The sequence below is a fragment of the Kribbella deserti genome, assembly GCF_042434725.1.
Taxonomy (GTDB): Bacteria; Actinomycetota; Actinomycetes; order Propionibacteriales; family Kribbellaceae; genus Kribbella; species Kribbella deserti.
In genome coordinates this window covers 474818-493530 of sequence record NZ_JBHLTC010000001.1, presented here as the reverse complement: position 1 = coordinate 493530, position 18713 = coordinate 474818, and the positions used below count along the sequence as shown (strand labels likewise).

Genomic DNA, 18713 nt, shown 5'->3' with positions numbered 1-18713 from the left:
GCCTTGCACGAAGATTCACATTCCGGCAACAGACAGGCAACATCGGGCTGGCAGGGTTGTACCCATCAGCCCACCGGGTCGCACCGGTGGCGGGTGACCCCGGCTTTCACCAGGATGCCGGGTGCACCTCGGGCCCCGGCTTTCACCAGGATGCCGGGTCCTCAGCGCCGCGGCCCGGCGTCCCTCGAGGACGCCGGGCCGTGCTGCGCTACCCGAAGGTCGCCGCGATACGTCTTGGATCCAGGCCGTATTCCGACGAATGAAGACAAAAGGGGTAGGCCGCCGGCGACAAGTTCCAGGTCGCAAAAGCCTCAGCCGAAGGTGTAAGCCGCCGAGACCAGCGGGTGATCCGACCAGTTGCGCTCCTCGAAGGTCCGGTCGATCTCCCAGCCGGCGAAGCTCACCGGTCCCGCACCGAAGATCCAGTCCACCGTCCGGTAGTTCGACGCCGGGCAGCTCCCGTCGGCGTTCGGCTTGTACCCGGTCGCCGCCTTCATGAGCGCGTTGGTGGTGAAGAAGCAGACAGCCTCGGTGTTCTCGTTGAAGTCGCCCGTGAACAGCACGTGGTTGTAGAAGCCCTTCAGCTCCCGCAACTTCGCCCGCTCCATATCGCGCAGGTGCTCACGCCAGGCCTCGTTCTCGGCTCCCGCCGGGTTGTGCACGTTCATCACGACCACGCGCTTGCCGCTGGTGTGTTCCAGCAGCACGATCGGCATGTGCAGGGCCCGTCGATCACCGACCTTGGCGTGCAACTGCCAGGCGTTCACGAGTCTCCAAGCGCTCTTCTTCCACATGATCGCGTTGCCGCCGTAGTTGCCACCGGCGTACACGCTGTTGGCGTCGGCGCGGAACAGGCCCCAGCCACCGTCGTTGCGGACCACGTCGGCCTGCGGCGACTCGAACTCCTGCAGCCCGACGATGCTCAGGCCCTTCGCCTCGATCCGGGTCAGCGACTCGCGCATCCGGACCCGGCCGTCGATGCCACCTGGTTCCGTCAGGTGCCAGCCCTTCACGTTGTAGCTGCCGACCCGGGCGACCGACGCGGCCATCGCGCTGGACCCCGACTCCCGGACCTCCCGGGCCTCGGCGGGTACGGCGAACAGGGCGGTCGCGGTCAGCGCCAGACAGGCGGTCAATGCGGGCACGATCCGGCCCGGTCGAAACTTCATCGGTACTTCCTCCTCATCGCTGCGGTCCCCCAGCACTAGCCAGCCACAGCAAGCCCCGGACGTCCCCGTTCTCGATCGAACCCGGTCAGGCCGCCACCACCGCCGACGCGAACCAGCCCAGGCCCGGTTCCAGCCCAGGCCCGGTTCCAGCCCAGGCCGGTTCCAGCACACGCAGGTTCCGGCGCAGGCCGAGATAGCCTCAGGCCAGCCGGTTGACGATGCTGGTGAACACGCCAGGAAGCCGTTCCGCCGCCGGCACGATCCTCGCCCCGATCACAGACCGGTTCCGCGCCCACAGCAGCGATCCGGTCAAGAACCGGCACTCCCAAGACGCCCGCCGCCACGCCAGTTCGTACGCCCGCGGCCGTCCCGCCCGTACGCATCGCACCAACTCGGCCGACGTCCGCAGAGCGACGGAAATCCCCTCACCCGTCAGGGCATCGACGTACCCGGCGGCATCCCCGACCAGCAGCACCCGCCCCGACACCCGCCGCCGTACCCGCTGGCGAAGCGGTCCCGCGCCCATCACCGGCCCGGCCGGATCCACCAGCCGCTTGCGCAACGTGGGAAAGGCCCGCAGCAGTTCGTCGTACGGCTTGCGCTCGGAGGTCAGTACGGCGACCCCGACGAGGTCGTGCGCCACCGGGGTCACGTAGGCCTCCCCGGTCGGTGACCAGTAAACCTCGACCAGATCGGTCCACGGTTCGATCGCGAAGTGCCGGCGCAATCCGTGCCGGGTGGATCCCCCGCGCGCGATCTCCAGTCCCAGCTTGCGGCGGATCGGCGAGTGCAGCCCGTCGGCCGCGGCGAGATAGCGGGCCTTGATCCCAGCGGCCTCGACGTGGTCCCGCGCCTGGTCGATCTCCTCGATCCGGCCGGGAATGACGGGGATCTCCAGCTGTTTCAGCCGTTCGCGGAACGCGGCCTGCAGCACGGTACGACGTACGCCGAGGCCGGGCCCGTCGCGGAAGAGGGCCTCGGCCTGGTGGCCTGCCGAGTCGAGATAGCGGATGCCGACGAAGGGACGCCCGGGTGGCTCGACACCGAGTTCGGCGAGTTCGTGCACCGCGCTGTGGGCGATACCTTCGCCGCAGGCCTTGTCGATCGGGCTGCGCCGAGGCTCAACGACCGCGACCTGGAGCCCGGCCAGCGCGGCCCGGATCGCCGTGGCGGCTCCGGCCGGACCAGCGCCCGCGACAAGTAGATCGATCACTTGGCCGCCGCGAGGGCTTGATCGAGTGCGGCTTCCTCGGTGCGGATGCGGACCGCCAGCAGCGGGATGTTCAGCACGGTGAAGACGATCGCGGTGATCCACGCGTTGTGCACCAGCGGCAGTGCGGCACCTTCGGCGACAACCGCCACGTAGTTCGGGTGGCGCATCCACTGGTACGGGCCCTTCGCGACCAGGCTCAGCCCTGGTACGACGATGACCCGGGTGTTCCACTGCCGCCCGAGTGTCGCGATGCACCACCAGCGCAGCGCCTGCGAGGCCAGCACGACCGCGATCATGATCCAGCCGAGCACCGGGGTGAACGGCCGGTCCGCCACGATCGCCTCGACCAGGCAACCCGCGAGCAGGCCGGTGTGCAGCACGACCATGAACGGGTAGTGCCCTCGGCCGGACTCCACCCCGCCCTGGCCGAAGCTCCATTTCGCGTTGCGCAGCGAGACGACCAGTTCGGCGACGCGTTCGAGGCCGACCAGGGCCACGAGCACGACGTACAGCAGCAGGGAGGTTTCCATGTCACCACTCCAGCAGAACGAGTTCGGAGCAGAATCCCGGGCCCATCGCGAGCATCAGTCCCGGCGTTCCCGGCTCCGGACCGGTCGCGATGGTGGCGCCGAGCACCTGCAGCACCGACGAGGACGAAAGGTTGCCGACGGCATCGAGTGACTGCCAGGTCAGATCGAGCGCGCCCGGCCGCAGCGCCAGGGTTTCCGCGACCGCCTCCAGCACCTTCGGCCCGCCGGGATGACAAACCCATGCGGCGATCTCGGGCACGCTCAGCCCGTGATCGGCGAGGAAAGCGGGTACGTCGCCGCCCAGGTACTTCCGCACCACGTCGGGCACCTCGGCTCCCAGCACCACGCGGAATCCACCCGCACCGACGTCCCAGCCCATCACCCGTTCGCTGTCCGGGTAGAGCCGGCTGCGCGTCGCCAGCACGGACGGACCTCGAGCCGCCGGGTGCTCCGCGCCGGTCATCACCACGGCCGTCGCGCCATCGCCGAACAGCGCGCCGGCGACCAGGTTCGGCATCGAAGCGTCGTCGCGTTGCAGCGTGAGCGAGCACAACTCGACCGACAGCAGTACGCCGACCTGGCCGGGCCAGGCCTTCAAGTAATCGTGGACCCGGGCCACACCGGCCGCGCCACCCACACACCCGAGGCCGAACAACGGCAACCGGCGCACGTCCTCGCGCAGCCCGAGCCGTGCCGCCACCCGGGCGTCGATCGACGGCGCCGCCAGCCCGGTGACGGTAGTGAACATCAGCAGGTCCACGTCCGCGACGGTCAGTCCGGCCTGGTCCAGCGCCGCCGCGACGGCCTCCGCGCCCAGGTCGACCGCGCTTGCGATCCACGCGTCGTTCGCCGCGCCGAAGTCCTTCAGCGCGATGAACTCCTCCAGCGGCAGGGCCAGATGGCGATAGGAGACCCCCGCGTTCGCGTGCACGCGTTTCAGCACGCCATGGCTGGCTCCGTCCGGCAGGCAGAGCGACGCGAAGGCATCGGTCAGCTCGTGCTGGGCGTAGCGATAAGGCGGCAGCGCGCCGTGGACCGCGGCTATGCGGGTCATCGTGGCATCGTATGTCCGGTGGCGGCGACAGGCGACGTGAAGCGTGCCCTCGGCGGCGTGGCGGGGCTGGCACGCGCGTGCCATCCCGGCCCGACGATCGCGGTGACCACTTTGGTGACCGTCGTGGCGGTCTCGGCCGGCCGCGATCCGTGGGGCTGCGTGCTCACCGGCGCCGCCGTTCTCACCGGCCAGCTGTCGATCGGCTGGAGCAACGACGCGGTCGACGCCGATCGCGACCGGGCCGTCGCCCGCGCCGACAAACCGATCGCGAGCGGCCAGGTCAGCCGCCGCGCGGTGTGGACCGCCGCCGGTATCGCCGCGGCCGCCTGCGTCCCGTTGTCGCTGGCCAGCGGACTGCTTGCCGGTACGGCGCACCTGCTCGGCATCATCGCGGGCTGGGCCTACAACCTCGGGCTGAAGTCGTCGGTCTTCTCCTGGATCCCGTACGCCGTGGCCTTCGGGTTGTTGCCGTCGTTCGTCACCCTCGGGACTGGTCCCGACCACGCGTGGGCGCCCTGGTGGGCGATGACCGCGACGGCCTTGCTCGGCATCGGCGCCCACCTGGCGAACGTCGTACCGGACCTGGCCGACGATCTCGCCACCGGAATCCGCGGCTGGCCGCAACGACTAGGCAATGCCGCCCGCCTGGTGGCTCCCCTGCCGCTGGCCATCGCGACGGTCCTGCTGGTGGTCGCTCCGGCAGGACCCGCGGGCGTGATCGGCTGGCTCACGCTCGGGGTTGTCGCCGCGTTGCTGGCCGTCATCGCGAGCTGGCCGAAGGCGCCGTTCCTGCTCACCATCGCGGTCGCGGCGATCGACATCGTGCTGCTGGTCGTCCGCGGCGACGCCCTCACCGGCTGATCCGGTCCGCTACGGGCTGACCGGGTCCAGCGGCTTGACCGCCGTGCCGAGGATGGCGGACGTCAAAGCCTCGGCCGGTTCCTTGGCCGCGCGGGGGTTCGTGATCAAGACCAGGTCGACCGGTGGCAGCTCGGGCAGTCCCGCGCTCGGCGGCGGCTCGATCAGGTCCGGCGGCATCAGGCTGCGCGCGAAGATCGCGATCCCCAGCCCGGCCCGCACCGCCGCGAGGACGCCGTTCACGCCTTTGACGATGCAGGTGATGCGGCACGCCCGGCCGGCCTGTTCAAGCGTCTGTACGCCGAGGGACCGGCTGAGGCTCGGTGCTTGGTAGGCGACGAGTGGGACCCGGTCCTCCGGTCCGATCCGGGTGCCCTCGATGCCGGCCCAGACGAGTGGGTCGCGCCGCACGAGCCGCCCGTAGGGTTCGTTGCCCGCGCCAACCGTGTGCTTGAGGTAGGCCAGGTCAAGATGGCCGGACTCGACCCGGCGCAGCAGATTCGGGCTCTGGGCAACGGTCAGCTCCAGGTCGATCCGCGGATAGAGCTGGCGGAAATCCCGCAGAATCCGGGGCAACGGCGTCAGCGCGAGATCGTCGGTCACGCCGAACCGCAACCGGCCGCGCAGTTCCGAACCGGTGAAGTAGCCGACGGCTTGTTCGTGCGCCGCGAGGATCGTGCGGGCGAACCCGGCCATCGCGTCACCGTCGGCCGTCAGCGTCACGGTCCGGGTGTCCCGCACGAACAACGGCCGGCCAACCGCCTGCTCCAGCTTGCGAATGTGCTGGCTCACCGTGGGCTGGCGAATGCCCAGTCGCTCGGCGGCCTGGGTGAAGCTGAGCGACTGCGCCACCGCGAGAAAGGTGCGCAACTGTTCCGGGTCATAGCTGGACATCGGCGCCTTTCATTGCGGGACGTTATAAGACTAATACCACTGATAGTCCTTCGAATTTGACCGGACAAGCGTCAGGGTAGGAGATGTCCCGCCGATACCGCCGCGGCGATACCGGAGCGGCGGTACCGGCGCGACACCAGGATTCATCGCCGATCGAGGGACTTGTCTTGACCACCCGGGCCACCGGAACCGTCCATCCCACCGACGACCACAGCCACCACCACGCCACCAGTTCGGCATCACGACCAGTACGACGCGAGACGTTCACCTCGCTGCGCATTCGCAACTTCCGGCTCTTCGCAGCCGGCCTCTTTGTCAGTTCGGCCGGTGGCTGGGTGCAGCGCATCGCCCAGGACTGGCTGGTGCTCACCCTCACCGGAAGCGCCACCGCGGTCGGAATCACCACCGCGCTGCAGTTCCTGCCGACGATCTTTCTCGGTCTGTTCGGCGGGCTCATCGCCGACCGCTTCCCCAAGCGCCGGATCCTGCTCGTCACCCAGAGCTCGATGGGCGCGCTGGCCGCCATCCTCGCCATGCTCGCGCTGACCGGCCGGGTCGAGGTGTGGCACGTCTATCTGCTGGCCCTCGGTCTCGGCATCGCCACTTCGGTGGACAACCCGAGCCGGCAGGCCTTTGTCAACGAGATGGTCGGCCGGGAGAACGTGCGCAACGCGATCAGCATGGTCTCGTCCACGTTCCAGCTCGGCGCCCTGATCGGACCGGCCATCGGCGGCGCGATGATCGGCGCGGTCGGTACCGGCTGGGCCTTCGCGGTCAACGCGGCCACCTATCTCGGCTCGATCACCGCGCTCGCCCTGATTCGCGAGAACGAGCTGCGCGGCCGGACCCCTCGTCGTACCGGCGTCTCGGTGCGACTGCGGGACGGCCTGACCTTCGTACGCAGCGAACCGGCGGTGCTCTGGCCCGTCGTACTCGTGGGCATCTTCGGCTTCTTCACGATGAGCCTGCCGGTGACGCTGGCGGCGTTCGCGGACTCGGTCTTCCATTCGGGCGCGGCGGGATACGGCCTGCTCAACTCGGTGGTGGCGCTGGGCGCTCTAGCCGGCGCGTTGATCTCGGCCCGGCGACGTCACGCACCCCGGCTCCGGAACCTCGTCACGGTCGCCGCGGCGCTCACCGTTACCGAGGTGGTTGCCGCGTTCGCGCCTTCGCAGTGGGCCTTTCTGCCGCTGCTGGTGGCGCTGGGCCTGGCCACGTTGATGTTCCTGAACGTCGCGCAGTCCATGGTCCAGCTGACCACGCCCGACGCGATGCGCGGTCGGGTGATGGGCGTTTACATGCTGGTATTCATCGGCGGTGGCGCCTTGGGCGGACCGGCCGTCGGCTGGATCGCCGAACACGCCGGGCCTCGGGTCAGCCTGCTGCTGGCCGGCCTGATCCCGGCGGCGGCCACCCTGCTGATCGCGGTGAAGCTGGCCCGGTCGAGCCGGCTGCGGCTGGTGCTTCGGCCGGTGGCAACGCGTTCACCCTGGCGGCAGCCGCCGTTGCGGCTGACGCTGGAGCCGAGCACGATCAAGCTCAACCAGCCGGCCTTCTCGCCGCGGCCATCCGCCCCTGTCAGTCGTACGGCGGTCACCCCCGACCGCTGCCGGCACGCCGACCGGCCAGGGGTGACCACCACGGCGCGAGGCCGTCTGCCGCAACGAAAGCGGACGACCCCGCGTTAGAGATGGGTGGCCCAGGCCGGAGCGGCGGCCTGGGCCCTCAGGTCAACTCAGCCGTTCCAGTTGACCAGGTCGTGCGCCGGCACCTGGACGGTCCGGGCGCCCTTCTTGCCGCCCAGGATCACCTTGCGCAACGCGTTGTTGTTGGTGGTGTTGGACTCGAAGAGACGCTTCTCCGGGTTGGCCAGCACCTGGATGTAGTACGTGCCGTTCGGCAGATTGGTGATGTCGAACGACTGCCCCGGGCGAGTCTGGTCGTAGGTGTCTCCAGCGCCTACGTCCAGCACCTCCCGGACCGCCACCGAGCTGTAGTCACCACAGGCGGTGTGCAGATCGGTGTTCATCGGGTGCCAGTTGGCGTTCTTCGCGAGCTGGTCGATCTGGTCGGTCGCGGCCAGGCAGAAGGCCTCTTTCTGGCTACGCACGATCTCGGTCTGGTTGGCCTTCAGCAGCCGGTAGCTGGCGAAGTCGGTGAAGTGCCAGTGGAAGTGACCGTCGCGCGGGTCCCACTCCATCGTGCCGGTCTTGGCGTGACCGACCTGCTGGCCCTTCTCGTTGTAGAAGTACTGGTAGGCGTCCATCAGGTCCTGGCCCTGACGGCGGTAACCGTCCAGCACCAGCGTCGACGGGCCCGCGTTGTAGACGGTCGCCGCGAACTGCATGAAGTCGTTCTTGGCGGTCGGCGTGCCCTCTTCGCCCTTGGAGATCCGGGCGCCCCACGCGGGCAGCGCGACCAGGTCCGGCTTCGGTCCGGCCGGCACGTTGTCCTTACCGACCGGTGCCTTGGCGTTCGGCTTGGGCTGCGGCTTGGCGGCCTCGATCCTGGCCTGCTGCCGGCGCTCGGCGGCGAGCTTGTCAGCGAGCTTGCCGTGCCCACCCGGAGGCGCCTTGCGCACGGTGATGTTGATCGTCGTGCTGGCCTGGTTCGCCGGAATGCCGAACATCGTCCGGTACTTCGGCGCGACCTCGACCTTGGCGGTGTACTTGCCCATCCAGAGCTTGATCTGCTGCGGCTCGGCGGGCCGCGCCGTCCAGCCGGACTGGATGCCCCAGACGTTGCTCACGGTGAAGCCGTTCGGCGAGCACTGCTCCGGGTACGGCGTCTTGTCCGGCGCGTCCGGGCGGGTGCGGGCCGAGTCGTAGCTGTTCGGGCAGAACGTCTGGCCACGGTCGACCAGCTTCTTGCCCGTGGCGTCGAAGATGGTCAGCCGGGTGAAGTTCGGCAGACCGAGGTAGTTCGTGGTCAGCCCGGCGGGCAGAGCCTTCGCCTTACCGTCGACGATCTGCTCGACCACGATCGGGTCCTTGAACGACTTGCGCTTGACCCGCAGCTCGAACGGCTTCGCACCGGCCACCAGATGCGTGCCGAGTTCGACGCTGACGCCGTCCTCGTAGCGATCCAGCACGATCGACTTCGACGCGGCGATGAGCTTGAGCGGCGGTTCGGCGGCAGCCGCGTCCTGGGCTGATCCGTTGGCCGGAGCGGCGGCCGCCATGGCGGTACCCCCGGCGAGAAGTGCGGCGAGACCGGCCGCCACGAAGGCGGCACGGCGGGACTGCGATTTGCTGGTGATAGTGATCCCCTCCAGATCAATGACGAGTCCGCGACCCCCGACGCGGACCCTGTATGCGAACTAGGACGCGGTGATCGGGGAGGTTGTTGGCGCCACACCGTTGCACTTGCGTCTCAGAACATTACGGACGTATTACTTGACGACAGAAATTAAATGGTCCTAGAGTCGCCCTACCGCGATCCGGATGCCGACCGCACTACCGTCCGGCTCCGCGGCGGGCCGGGAGCAACGTCTGCTCCCCGCCTCGGACAAAACGGAGGTATCGAGCGAATGCCCCACCTTTCCGCACGTTCCGGACCGAGCCGCCGCCTGCGCGCCGGTCTCGCCACGGCAGTAGCGGCGGCCCTGGTGCCGGCCGGCCTGACCGCCGCCCTACCGGCCACCGCGAGTGGCGTTCCTGCCGCATCGGCTCAGGTACAGCAGGCCGTCACCGCCCCGGCCCGCACCACGGCGACCGGCACCACTACGACCGGCACTACCGCGGCTGGCACAACCGCGGCCACCAGCGCCGTACCGGTCACCGGCGCCGCCACAGCCGCGCAAGCCGCCACGACAGCGGGTCGGCCGAAGGCGGCTGACAAGCCGTACATGGGCTGGAGCAGTTGGAGCCTGCAGTCCACCAACTATCCGGGCGTGAACCCGGACGGCCCGGGCAGCTTCATCACCGAGAAGAACATCCTGGCCCAGGCCAAGGCGATGGCCACGAAGCTCAAGCCGTTCGGCTACGAGTACATCAACATCGACGCCGGCTGGCAGCTCGGCGGCGACGAGTGGGGCCGCCCGGTCGCCAACACCAAGCGGTTCCCGCGCGGCATGAAGGCCGTCGGCGAGGACATTCACGCGCTCGGCCTGAAGTTCGGCATCTACACCGTGGTAGGCCTCGGCAAGGACGTCTACAACGAGGGCAACATGCCGATCTACGGCACTACGGACTGCTTCAGCCGCGACATCGTCTACCCGGACCTGCGCACCACCAACGGCTGGGACATGTCGTACAAGATCAACTACGCCAGCCCGTGCGCGCAGAAGTACGTTGACTCGATCGTGCAGACCTTCGCGGACTGGAAGGTCGACTTCATCAAGATGGACGGCGTCGGCCCGGGCTCGTTCCGCGGCGGCGAGAACTACGACAACCGCGAGGACGTCGAGGCCTGGTACCGGTCCGTGCAGAACTCCGGCCGCGAGATGCTCTACACGCTGTCGTGGTCGATGAGCCACAAGTACGTCGAGGACTGGAAGGCCAACTCCCACGGCTGGCGCATCGACACCGACGTGGAGTGCTACTGCGACACGATCGTGCGCTGGGACAGCTCGGTGAAACAGCGCTGGTGGGACGTCGTGCAGTGGATCGACGACACCGGCCCCGGCGCCTGGAACAACCTGGATGCGGTGATCGTCGGCAACGCCGAGATGGACGGCCTGACCGAAGCGGAACGCCAGAGCCACATGACGTTCTGGGCGATCCAGGCCGCGCCGCTGTACTCCGGTGACGACCTGACCAAGCTCGACGCGTACGGCTTGAAGTTGCTGACGAATCGCGAGGTGATCGCGATCAACCAGGCCGGCCGGCCCGCTCGTCCGCTCAGCCAGTCGTCGCTGCAGCAGACCTGGTACACCAAGAACGCCGACGGCAGCACCACCGTCGCGTTGTTCAACCTCGGCGATCAGCCCGCCACCGTGACGGGCAAGTTCGACGAGCTCGGCATCACCGGTTCGGCCAAGGTGCGCGACATCTGGGCCGGACAGAATCTCGGTTCGGTCAGCGGCCAGGTCAGTGCCACCCTGCCGGTGCACGGTTCCAAGCTGTACAAGATCACGCCGAACAACCCGCACACCCTGGCCAAGCCGTCCGGCGTGCAGGCCACTGACGTCAGCCGCACCACCGCTTCGCTCAGCTGGGACGCGAGCCCCGGCGCGACGTCGTACCGGGTGTACGCCGGTGGGCGCGAGCTGGCCCGGGTGACCGCGCCCAAGGCGACGGTGACCGGTCTGGCCCCGGCCACGGCGTACAAGTTCGAGGTGAAGGCCGTCAGCAACGGACGGTCCTCGGCCGCGAGCGCGCCGCTGGATCTGACCACCTCGAAGAACGGTGGACCGGTCAAGTACGAGGCCGAGGCCGACACCAACCCGCGCACCGGAAACGCCGGCGTCTCCGGCTGTGCCGCCTGTTCCGGCGGTAACAAGGTCGGCAACCTCGGTGGCGACGCCACGGTCACGTTGACCGACCTGACCGTGCCGGTGGCCGGGACCTACCTGCTGAAGATCGCCTATACCGATGGCGATTCGAGCCGGCAGGGCATTCTCACCGTGAACGACACCACGCCGTACTGGGTGAACTTCCACGGCACCGGTGACAACGACTGGGGCACACCGCAGACGACCGTTCAGCGCGTGGAACTCAAGGCCGGGGCGAACACCATCAAGGTGAGCAACCCGGGCGGTTATATGGCCGACATCGACTACATCATCGTCTAGCTCGGCAGAAGCGGGCCGGTTCCCGATGGAACCGGCCCGCTTTCCTTTAGATGGTCGAGGTTTTGGCGCCGTCCATCGGGATGATCGCGCCGGTGACGTAGCTGCTGAGCGGCGAGGCCAGGAACAGTACGACGTTCGCGACCTCGGCGGGTTCGGCCGGGCGGCCCATCGGGATCTCCGCGACCTGTTCGGCGAGTAGCTCCGCCTTCGGCCGGCCCGTCGCCCGGACGGCCGCCTCGAGCCCTTCGTCGACCCGGGCGGTGTTGGTCATGCCCGGGTTGATCACGTTCACCCGCACGCCCTGGGCAGCGTACGCCTGGGCGTAGCCGACCGACGCGAGCATCAAGGCCGCGTTCGCCGCTCCCCCGCCGATGTGCAGCGGATTGGCCTGCCGTCCGCCCTGGCCCACCACGTTCACGATGGCGCCGGAACCACGTTCGGCCATGCCGCGGATGACCGGATCGGTCGCGTGCATATACGTGAAGTACTTGGCGTCCATCGTCGCGTGCAGCGCCGCGCTGTCGAGTTCCGCGGGCGGCGTACGACGGGCCGCGCCCGCGCAGTTCACCAGGATGTCCACGCGGGGGATTGCTTCGAGCACGCGCCGGGCCGCCTCGGCGTCGGTCAGATCGACCGCCTCGACCTGGAGTTTGAGACCGAGGCCTTCCAGGTGCTTGCGGGCCGCCTCCAGATTGCCGGCATCGCGGGAAATACCGATCACCTCGGCGCCTTCGCGCGCGAGCGCCTCCGCGCAGGCCAGGCCGATGCCCTTGCTGGCGCCGGTCACCACGGCCGTTCTCCCGGTCAGTTGAAGATCCACAGTCACTCCTTCGGTTTCGTGCCGCCAGTCTGCCGAACCCCGGCCCGCTGCCCGCCGGCGGTTCAGTTTCTGGACCGTGCGCGCTGGTCCGGACCTTCGAGCGCCGTCGAAACCGTTGTAGCGCCACGACGCCTTCAACAAACTGACCTCACTCCCCCCAGTCCCGGAGGAACCATGACCACCGTGTTCCCGCCTGAGCATCCCCCGATTCCCCCAACCCGTCGCGGCCGCCGCGGCCTTCGCACTCTGGTCACCGGTATCACCGGCCTGGCCCTGGTCGCGATGCTGCACAGCCCAGCCGCCGAAGCCGCCTCGCAGGCCAAACCCGAGGACGAGACCTTCACTCCGCGTAAGGAGAAGTCCGTCAGCGGCGTGAACGCGCCGGTCATTCCGCGCAAACCCGATCCGGCCCTTGGCAAGGCCCTGCGCGGTACGCCGGCCGTGACCTGGCCGTCGGCGGCGAAGGTCACCGTCGCGCTGCCCGCCCCGGGCGCCACCGGAATCGCCTGGGACAAGGCCCTGAGCGGGACCAACCGCGCGGGGGCCACCGTGCAGGCGGGCTCACTGCCGATCCGGCTCGGTCCCACCGCCACGGCCAACAAGCAGGCTGCCGCCAAGCGCGCGGTGGACTCCCCAGGCAAGATGACGGTGGATCTGCTCGGGCGAAAGGGCGATCGCCTGCTCTTCCGGCTGAACCGGGCCGACGGTGTCGCCAAGGCCGCGCCGGTCGCACTGCGGCTGGACTACCGCTCGTTCGGTCAGGCGTACGGCGGTGACTGGAACAGCCGGCTCCGGGTCGTCCAGGTGCCGGAGTGTGCGCTCACCACGGACTGCGCGGGCAAACCGATCCCGACCCGCAACGACGGATCAGGCGAGCTGTCGGCCGACGTACCCGCGGCGGGTTTGTTCGCCGTCCAGGCTGGTCCGTCGGGATCGGCGGGCGACTTCAAGGCGTCGTCGCTGACCCCGGCCGCGAGCTGGCAGGTCGGTGGCCCGTCGGGTGACTTCACCTGGCGCTACCCGATGGAGACGCCGCCCAGCGTCGGTGGACCGACCACGGACCTTTCGCTGGACTACTCCTCCGGTGGTGTCGACGGCCGGACCTCGGCGACGAACAACCAGCCGTCCTGGGCCGGTGAAGGCTTCGAGTTCACCCCGGGCGGTTCGATCGAGCGCCGGTACGCGTCGTGCGCCTCGAAACCGGAACAGTCCGGCAACAACGGCACCCGGGCGGTCGGCGACCTGTGCTGGGCCACCGACAACGCGACGTTCTCACTGAACGGCAAGGGCGGTGAGCTGGTCCGTGACGACCAGACCGGCGCCTGGCGGCCGCGCGGTGACGACGGCACCAAGGTCGAGCGGCGTACCGGCGGCAACAACGGTGACAACGACGGCGAGTACTGGGTGATCACCAACGCCGACGGCACACGGTACTACTTCGGCCTGAACAAGTTGCCTGGTGCAACAAGCGCGGCGCAGGACACCAAGTCGGCCTGGACCGTACCGGTGTTCGGCAACCACAGCGGCGAGCCCTGCCACGCGGCGGCCTACGCCGACTCGCACTGCCAGCAGGGCTACCGGTGGAACCTCGACTATGTGGTGGACCGGCACGGCAACACGATGAGCCTGTTCTACGACATCGAGACCAACAACTACGCCCGCAACGGCACAGCCGGCTCGGTCAGCAACTACGTGCGCAACGGCAACGTCAAGCGGATCGAGTACGGCCAGCGCGATGGCGAGGTCTTCACCAAGCCCGCCGTCGGCCGGATCACCTTCAACACCGCGGATCGCTGCATCCCCGGTAGCGCCTGCACCACGAGCCAGCCGGCCACGTTCCCCGACACCCCGCTGGACCAGGCCTGCAACAGCACAACCGACTGCAACAACAAGTTCCACCCGACCTTCTGGACCCAGAAGCGGCTCGCAAGCGTCACCACCGAGGTCTGGCGTGGCACGGGCTTCACGCCGGTCGACTCCTGGACCCTGCGGCACACCTTCCCGGACCCGGGCGACGGCACCCGGCCGGGGCTGTGGCTGGAGGCGATCACCAACAGCGGTCACGTCGGTGGTTCGGTTTCGACGCCCGAGGTGAACTTCGACGGTATCCAGCTGCCGAACCGGGTAGCCGGTATCGACGGCATTCCCGCCATGAACTGGTGGCGCGTCTCCAAGGTGCAGTACGGCACCGGTGGCGAGCTTGCCGTCGTGTACTCGCCTCAGGACTGCAGCCTGCCGGGTAACGTGCCCGCGCCGGATACGAACGGCAAGAGGTGCCACCCGCTGCGGTGGACGCCGGAAGGCCAGGCAGAGCGGCAGGACTGGTTCAACAAGTTCGTCGTCCTGGAGGTCACCGAGTCGGACCGGGTCAGCGGACTCGAGCCGGTCAGTACCAAGGTCGAGTACCTGTCCCCGCCCGCCTGGCGGCACGACGACGAGGACGGCTTGGTCGAGATCGGCCGGAAGACCTGGTCGCAGTGGCGTGGCTACGAGCGGGTCAAGGTCACCAAGGGCCACGCGAACGGCCCGCAGACCGTCACCGAGCACAAGTACTTCCGTGGCATGGACGGCGACAAGCTATCCAACGGCACGCAGAAGGATGTCAAGGTCACCGACTCCACCGGAGCCCAGGTAGAGGACATCAACGCGCTGTCGGGCCAGTTGCGGGAGCAGATCACCTACAACGGCACCACGATGATCTCGCGCTCCATCACCGACCACTGGGTCTCCGCGCCGACGGCGACCCGGGTCCGGTCGTGGGGCACCACCCAGGCCTTCCAGGTCGAGGACCAGGCCACCCGGCAAGACGAGGCCATCGACGGTGGCTGGCGCAAGAGTTCCTCTAAGAACCTGTACGACGCCTCGGGCACTATGACCGCGGCAGTCGACTGGAACGACCTAGCCAACCCCAACGACGACACCTGCACGCGGTACGAATACGCCGCCAACGCGGCGGCAGGCATCAAGGAGCTCAAGGCCCGCGAGCACACCGTTTCAGTGGCGTGCGACCAGCCTTGGACCAAGGACGACGTGATCAGCGATGAGCGCGTCTACTACGACAACAGCTCTACCCCGGGTGGTACGCCGACCAAGGGCGACGCGACCAAGGGCGAGCGGCTGGCCGGTTTCGACGCCAGCGGCAATCCGACGTACCAGACGGTGTTCACGGCGGCGTACGACGCGGTGGGGCGGCAGACCCGGCACACCGACGCCTTGTCCCGGAACACCCTCACGGCGTACACCCCGGCTGACGCGGCTCCGCTCACCAAGGCCGTCGTTACCCAGCCGAACGGCCACACCAAGATCACCGAGTTCGACCCGGCCTGGGGCGAAGAGGTCGCCATCACCGAGGCGGACAACAAGCGCACGGAGATCGCGTACGACCCGCTCGGGCGGACGGACAAGGTCTGGCTGCCGGGACGGACTCGGACCGATACGCCCAACATGGAGTACGACTACGAGGTCAGGTCGGATGGGCCGGGTGTAGTCAGTACCAGGACCTTGCAGACCGACGGCAGCATCGAGACGTCGTACGAGCTGACGGACGGGTTGCTCCGGCCGCGGCAGAAGCAGGAAGCCGCACCGGGCGGTGGACGAGTTGTCACCGACTTCATCTACGACTCGCGCGGCCAGATCGTCAAGGAGAACGGGCAGTACTACAACGACGCGCCACCCGGCACCGAGGTGCTGCTGCCGCGCGAAGAGGAACTGCCCACGCAGAAGATCTTCGAGTACGACGGCGCGGGCCGGCCGACGGCCGAGATCTTCAAGTCGCAAGGCGTCGAGCTGTTCCGGACCACTCACGGCAACACGGCCAACCGGCACACGGTGACGCCGCCGTCGGGCGAACAGCCCGTCACGAAGATCACCGACGTGCAGGGCCGCCTGATCGAACAGCGCGCCTACACCGGTAGTACCGCCAGTGGCGAGTACGACGCCACGACGTACACGTACCACGATGCGGGCCAGCTGGCCTCGGTACGGGATCCGGCCGGCAACACCTGGAAGTTCGAGTACGACAAGCGTGGCCGCAAGATCAGCGAGACGGACCCGGACAAGGGCACAACCACCTACACGTACGACGACACCGACAAGGTGGCCACCAGCACCGACGCGCGGGGTAAGACCCTGGCCTACGCGTACGACGCTATCGGGCGGAAGACCGCCGTACACGAGGGTTCGTTGACCGGGCCGAAGCAGGCCGAGTGGGTGTACGACACGTTGGCGAAGGGCTCACCGTCCTCGGCGTCGCGTTTCGTGAACGGTCAGGCCTACACGACTCGCGTACTCGGGTACGACGCCGGTGGACGGTCTACCGGTATGGAGGTGACGCTGCCGGCCGCGGAAGGCGCTCTGGCAGGTACGTACACGGTGAAGAACACGTACAACGCCGACGGCGAGGTCGCGTCGACCGAACTGCCTGCAGCGGGCGGACTTCCTGCGGAGACCTTGACGTTCGGCTACAACGCGCAGGATCTACCAACCACTCTGACGGGCTTGTCGTCCTACGTCACCGGTACGTCGTACACGCCGTTCGGTGAGCTGGACACGGTCACTCTCAAGCAGGGCACCGGCAAGTGGATCCAGCAGAAGTACGAGTACGAGATCGGTACCAGGCGTTTGAGCCGGGTAGTGACTGACCGGGAGACCTCGCCGCGACGGATCTCCAGCGTCGAGTACGCGTACGACAAGACGGGCAACGTCAAGAAGATCACCGACACGCCTTCGTCGACGACGGGCGAGGCGGCTGACACCCAGTGCTTCAACTACGACCACTTGCGACGGCTTACCGGGGCTTGGACGCCTGGCAACGGCGACTGCGCCGCTACGCCGACTGCCTCCGCACTAGGCGGCCCAGCGCCGTACTGGCACTCGTGGACCTTCGACAAGGTGGGCAACCGTAAGTCGGAAACCCGCACCACTGCAGGCGGTAGCACCGTCAGCACCTACGAATACCCTGCAGCCGGTCAGGCCAAGCCGCACGCCTTGCAGAAGGTAACGACCACAGGGCCGGCTGGAACCACCACAAACACCTACGGGTACGACGCGAGCGGCAACCTGGCCAACCGCACTGTGGCGGGTGCAGGTGAGACCTTCACCTGGAACGCCGAGGGCGAGCTGGAGAAGGTGGTGAAGGGCGGGCAGACCACCGCCTTCGTCTACGACGCCGACGGCAACAGGATGCTCCGTCGCGACGCAAGCGGCACCACGTTGTACTTCGGCGACACGGAACTACTGCTGCAGCCGAGTGGCACCGTGACCGGTACGAGGTACTACAACCACGGCAAGCAGACCGTGGCCGTTCGCACCGAGGGCAAGCTCACCTGGCTCGGCTCGGACCACCACGGCACGCCCAACCTGGCCATCGACGCCGCGACCCAGACCTTCCAGCGGCGCCGGACCACCCCCTACGGCGAACTCCGGGGCGCGGCACCAACGGCCTGGCCCGGGCAGAAGGGATTTGTCGGCGGTACGAACGATCCGTCGACCGGGCTGGTCCACCTACAAGCGCGCGAGTACGACCCGACGACCGGGCGATTCATCTCGGTGGACCCGCTGGCCGATTTCGAGGATGCCCAGCAGCTGAACGGGTATTCCTACGCCAACAACAGCCCGGTGACCTACACCGACCCGGACGGGCAGTTCGCGTTCATCCCGATCATCATCCTCGCGGTCCGGCTGGTGCCGGTCGTGGTCCGGGTGGTGCGCGCGGTACCGGTGGTCGTGCGCACGGTGGCGCCGGTGGTCCGTACGGTGGCCACCCAGGTCGCGACCGGGCTCCGCGGGCTGTTCTCGAACCTGCTCTCGCGATTCACCACGGTGTTCCGGCAGTTCACCACCTGGGTGACGCGATTCCGCACACAGATCAAGCAGACGGTCGAAACCCAGCGCAAGGTGGTGCCACAGGTAACAAAAACGGTGAAGAAGGTGCCGGTGAAACAGCATCCGCACCGTGGCGCCGGACCACGCGCGAAGAAGCCCGCCTCGACCGGTAAGCACCGGCTGAAGTACGAGGTACGCAACGCCAAGTCGCCCAACAAACCACCGAAACACCAGTGGGCCACGCCGAAACAGGCCGAGGGGATGCGCCGCAAGCTCTTCGACACCCCGAAGGGCACGGTACGGCCGATCGAGCGTGGAGCCGGTCACAAGTACGGCCAGCTGGATCGCCGTACCGAGATGAAGATCGACCTGGCCGAGACCTTCGATCCGTGGAGCATGGAGGCCCGGACCGGAACGGCGTCGGAGCACCCGGCCAAGCACGCGGACGGAACACCGAAGTTCGGTGATACCAAGAAACCCGAGGAGTTCATGCCGGCCAGTCGCGGCAGCAAGGCCCGATTCGGCGCGGCCATGCTCGGGCGGTTGTTCCGCCAGATCTTTGGTTAATTCCAGCAGGCCTGCCCGGTGCCGAAACCGGGCAGGCTGACAGCATCGACG

Annotated in this window: 11 protein-coding genes; 4 read left to right on the top strand and 7 right to left on the bottom strand. The window is 68.1% G+C overall.

Features of this window, described 5'->3' with window-relative positions:
* Positions 1-311 precede the first annotated feature (311 nt).
* The 4 genes from ACFFGN_RS02365 to ACFFGN_RS02350 all read right to left on the bottom strand — a co-directional run bounded on the left by ACFFGN_RS02365 (position 312) and on the right by ACFFGN_RS02350 (position 3966).
* Positions 312-1169, bottom strand: a complete 858-nt coding sequence (locus tag ACFFGN_RS02365) for an endonuclease/exonuclease/phosphatase family protein (RefSeq protein ID WP_380043564.1) — start codon at positions 1167-1169, stop codon at positions 312-314.
* Between the two features lie 199 nt (positions 1170-1368).
* Entirely contained in the window at positions 1369-2382 is a 1014-nt protein-coding gene (locus ACFFGN_RS02360; RefSeq protein ID WP_380043563.1) for an NAD(P)/FAD-dependent oxidoreductase, read from the bottom strand.
* Entirely contained in the window at positions 2379-2912 is a 534-nt protein-coding gene (locus ACFFGN_RS02355) for an isoprenylcysteine carboxyl methyltransferase family protein (protein WP_380043562.1), read from the bottom strand. Before ACFFGN_RS02355 ends, ACFFGN_RS02360 begins: the two co-directional genes overlap by 4 nt.
* Before the next feature lies 1 nt (position 2913).
* Entirely contained in the window at positions 2914-3966 is a 1053-nt protein-coding gene (locus ACFFGN_RS02350; RefSeq protein WP_380043561.1) for a type III polyketide synthase, read from the bottom strand.
* Between the two features lie 18 nt (positions 3967-3984).
* On the opposite strand from ACFFGN_RS02350, the gene ACFFGN_RS02345 reads away from it, so the two are divergent.
* Positions 3985-4827, top strand: coding sequence for a UbiA family prenyltransferase (locus tag ACFFGN_RS02345; RefSeq protein WP_380043560.1), 843 nt, complete (start codon positions 3985-3987; stop codon positions 4825-4827).
* A gap of 9 nt (positions 4828-4836) precedes the next feature.
* On the opposite strand, the gene ACFFGN_RS02340 is transcribed toward ACFFGN_RS02345, so the two are convergent.
* Entirely contained in the window at positions 4837-5718 is an 882-nt protein-coding gene (locus tag ACFFGN_RS02340) for a LysR family transcriptional regulator (RefSeq protein WP_380043559.1), read from the bottom strand.
* 167 nt (positions 5719-5885) lie between these two features.
* On the opposite strand from ACFFGN_RS02340, the gene ACFFGN_RS02335 reads away from it, so the two are divergent.
* Positions 5886-7406, top strand: coding sequence for an MFS transporter (locus ACFFGN_RS02335; RefSeq protein WP_380043558.1), 1521 nt, complete (start codon positions 5886-5888; stop codon positions 7404-7406).
* A 47-nt stretch (positions 7407-7453) separates the two neighbouring features.
* On the opposite strand, the gene ACFFGN_RS02330 is transcribed toward ACFFGN_RS02335, so the two are convergent.
* Positions 7454-8899: a lysyl oxidase family protein gene (locus ACFFGN_RS02330; RefSeq protein ID WP_380043557.1), complete on the bottom strand. Its 1446-nt coding sequence runs from the start codon at positions 8897-8899 to the stop codon at positions 7454-7456.
* Between the two features lie 348 nt (positions 8900-9247).
* On the opposite strand from ACFFGN_RS02330, the gene ACFFGN_RS02325 reads away from it, so the two are divergent.
* Positions 9248-11452, top strand: coding sequence for a fibronectin type III domain-containing protein (locus ACFFGN_RS02325; RefSeq protein WP_380043556.1), 2205 nt, complete (start codon positions 9248-9250; stop codon positions 11450-11452).
* A gap of 46 nt (positions 11453-11498) precedes the next feature.
* Here the strand turns inward: ACFFGN_RS02325 and ACFFGN_RS02320 are convergent, their stop codons facing one another.
* Positions 11499-12272: an SDR family NAD(P)-dependent oxidoreductase gene (locus ACFFGN_RS02320; RefSeq protein WP_380043555.1), complete on the bottom strand. Its 774-nt coding sequence runs from the start codon at positions 12270-12272 to the stop codon at positions 11499-11501.
* 174 nt (positions 12273-12446) lie between these two features.
* On the opposite strand from ACFFGN_RS02320, the gene ACFFGN_RS02315 reads away from it, so the two are divergent.
* Positions 12447-18662 carry an RHS repeat domain-containing protein gene (locus ACFFGN_RS02315; RefSeq protein ID WP_380043554.1) on the top strand — a complete coding sequence of 2072 codons (6216 nt, stop codon included), beginning with the start codon at positions 12447-12449 and terminating at the stop codon, positions 18660-18662.
* Positions 18663-18713: the final 51 nt, after the last annotated feature.

Excerpts from the sequence above, each read along its gene's own strand:
- ACFFGN_RS02350 (WP_380043561.1), bottom strand. The coding sequence starts at position 3,966 with ATGACCCGCATAGCCGCGGTCCACGGCGCGCTGCCGCCTTATCGCTAC.
- ACFFGN_RS02355 (WP_380043562.1), bottom strand. The coding sequence starts at position 2,912 with ATGGAAACCTCCCTGCTGCTGTACGTCGTGCTCGTGGCCCTGGTCGGC.
- ACFFGN_RS02365 (WP_380043564.1), bottom strand. The coding sequence starts at position 1,169 with ATGAAGTTTCGACCGGGCCGGATCGTGCCCGCATTGACCGCCTGTCTG.
- ACFFGN_RS02340 (WP_380043559.1), bottom strand. The coding sequence starts at position 5,718 with ATGTCCAGCTATGACCCGGAACAGTTGCGCACCTTTCTCGCGGTGGCG.
- ACFFGN_RS02315 (WP_380043554.1), top strand. The coding sequence starts at position 12,447 with ATGACCACCGTGTTCCCGCCTGAGCATCCCCCGATTCCCCCAACCCGT.
- ACFFGN_RS02325 (WP_380043556.1), top strand. The coding sequence starts at position 9,248 with ATGCCCCACCTTTCCGCACGTTCCGGACCGAGCCGCCGCCTGCGCGCC.
- ACFFGN_RS02330 (WP_380043557.1), bottom strand. The coding sequence starts at position 8,899 with ATGGCGGCCGCCGCTCCGGCCAACGGATCAGCCCAGGACGCGGCTGCC.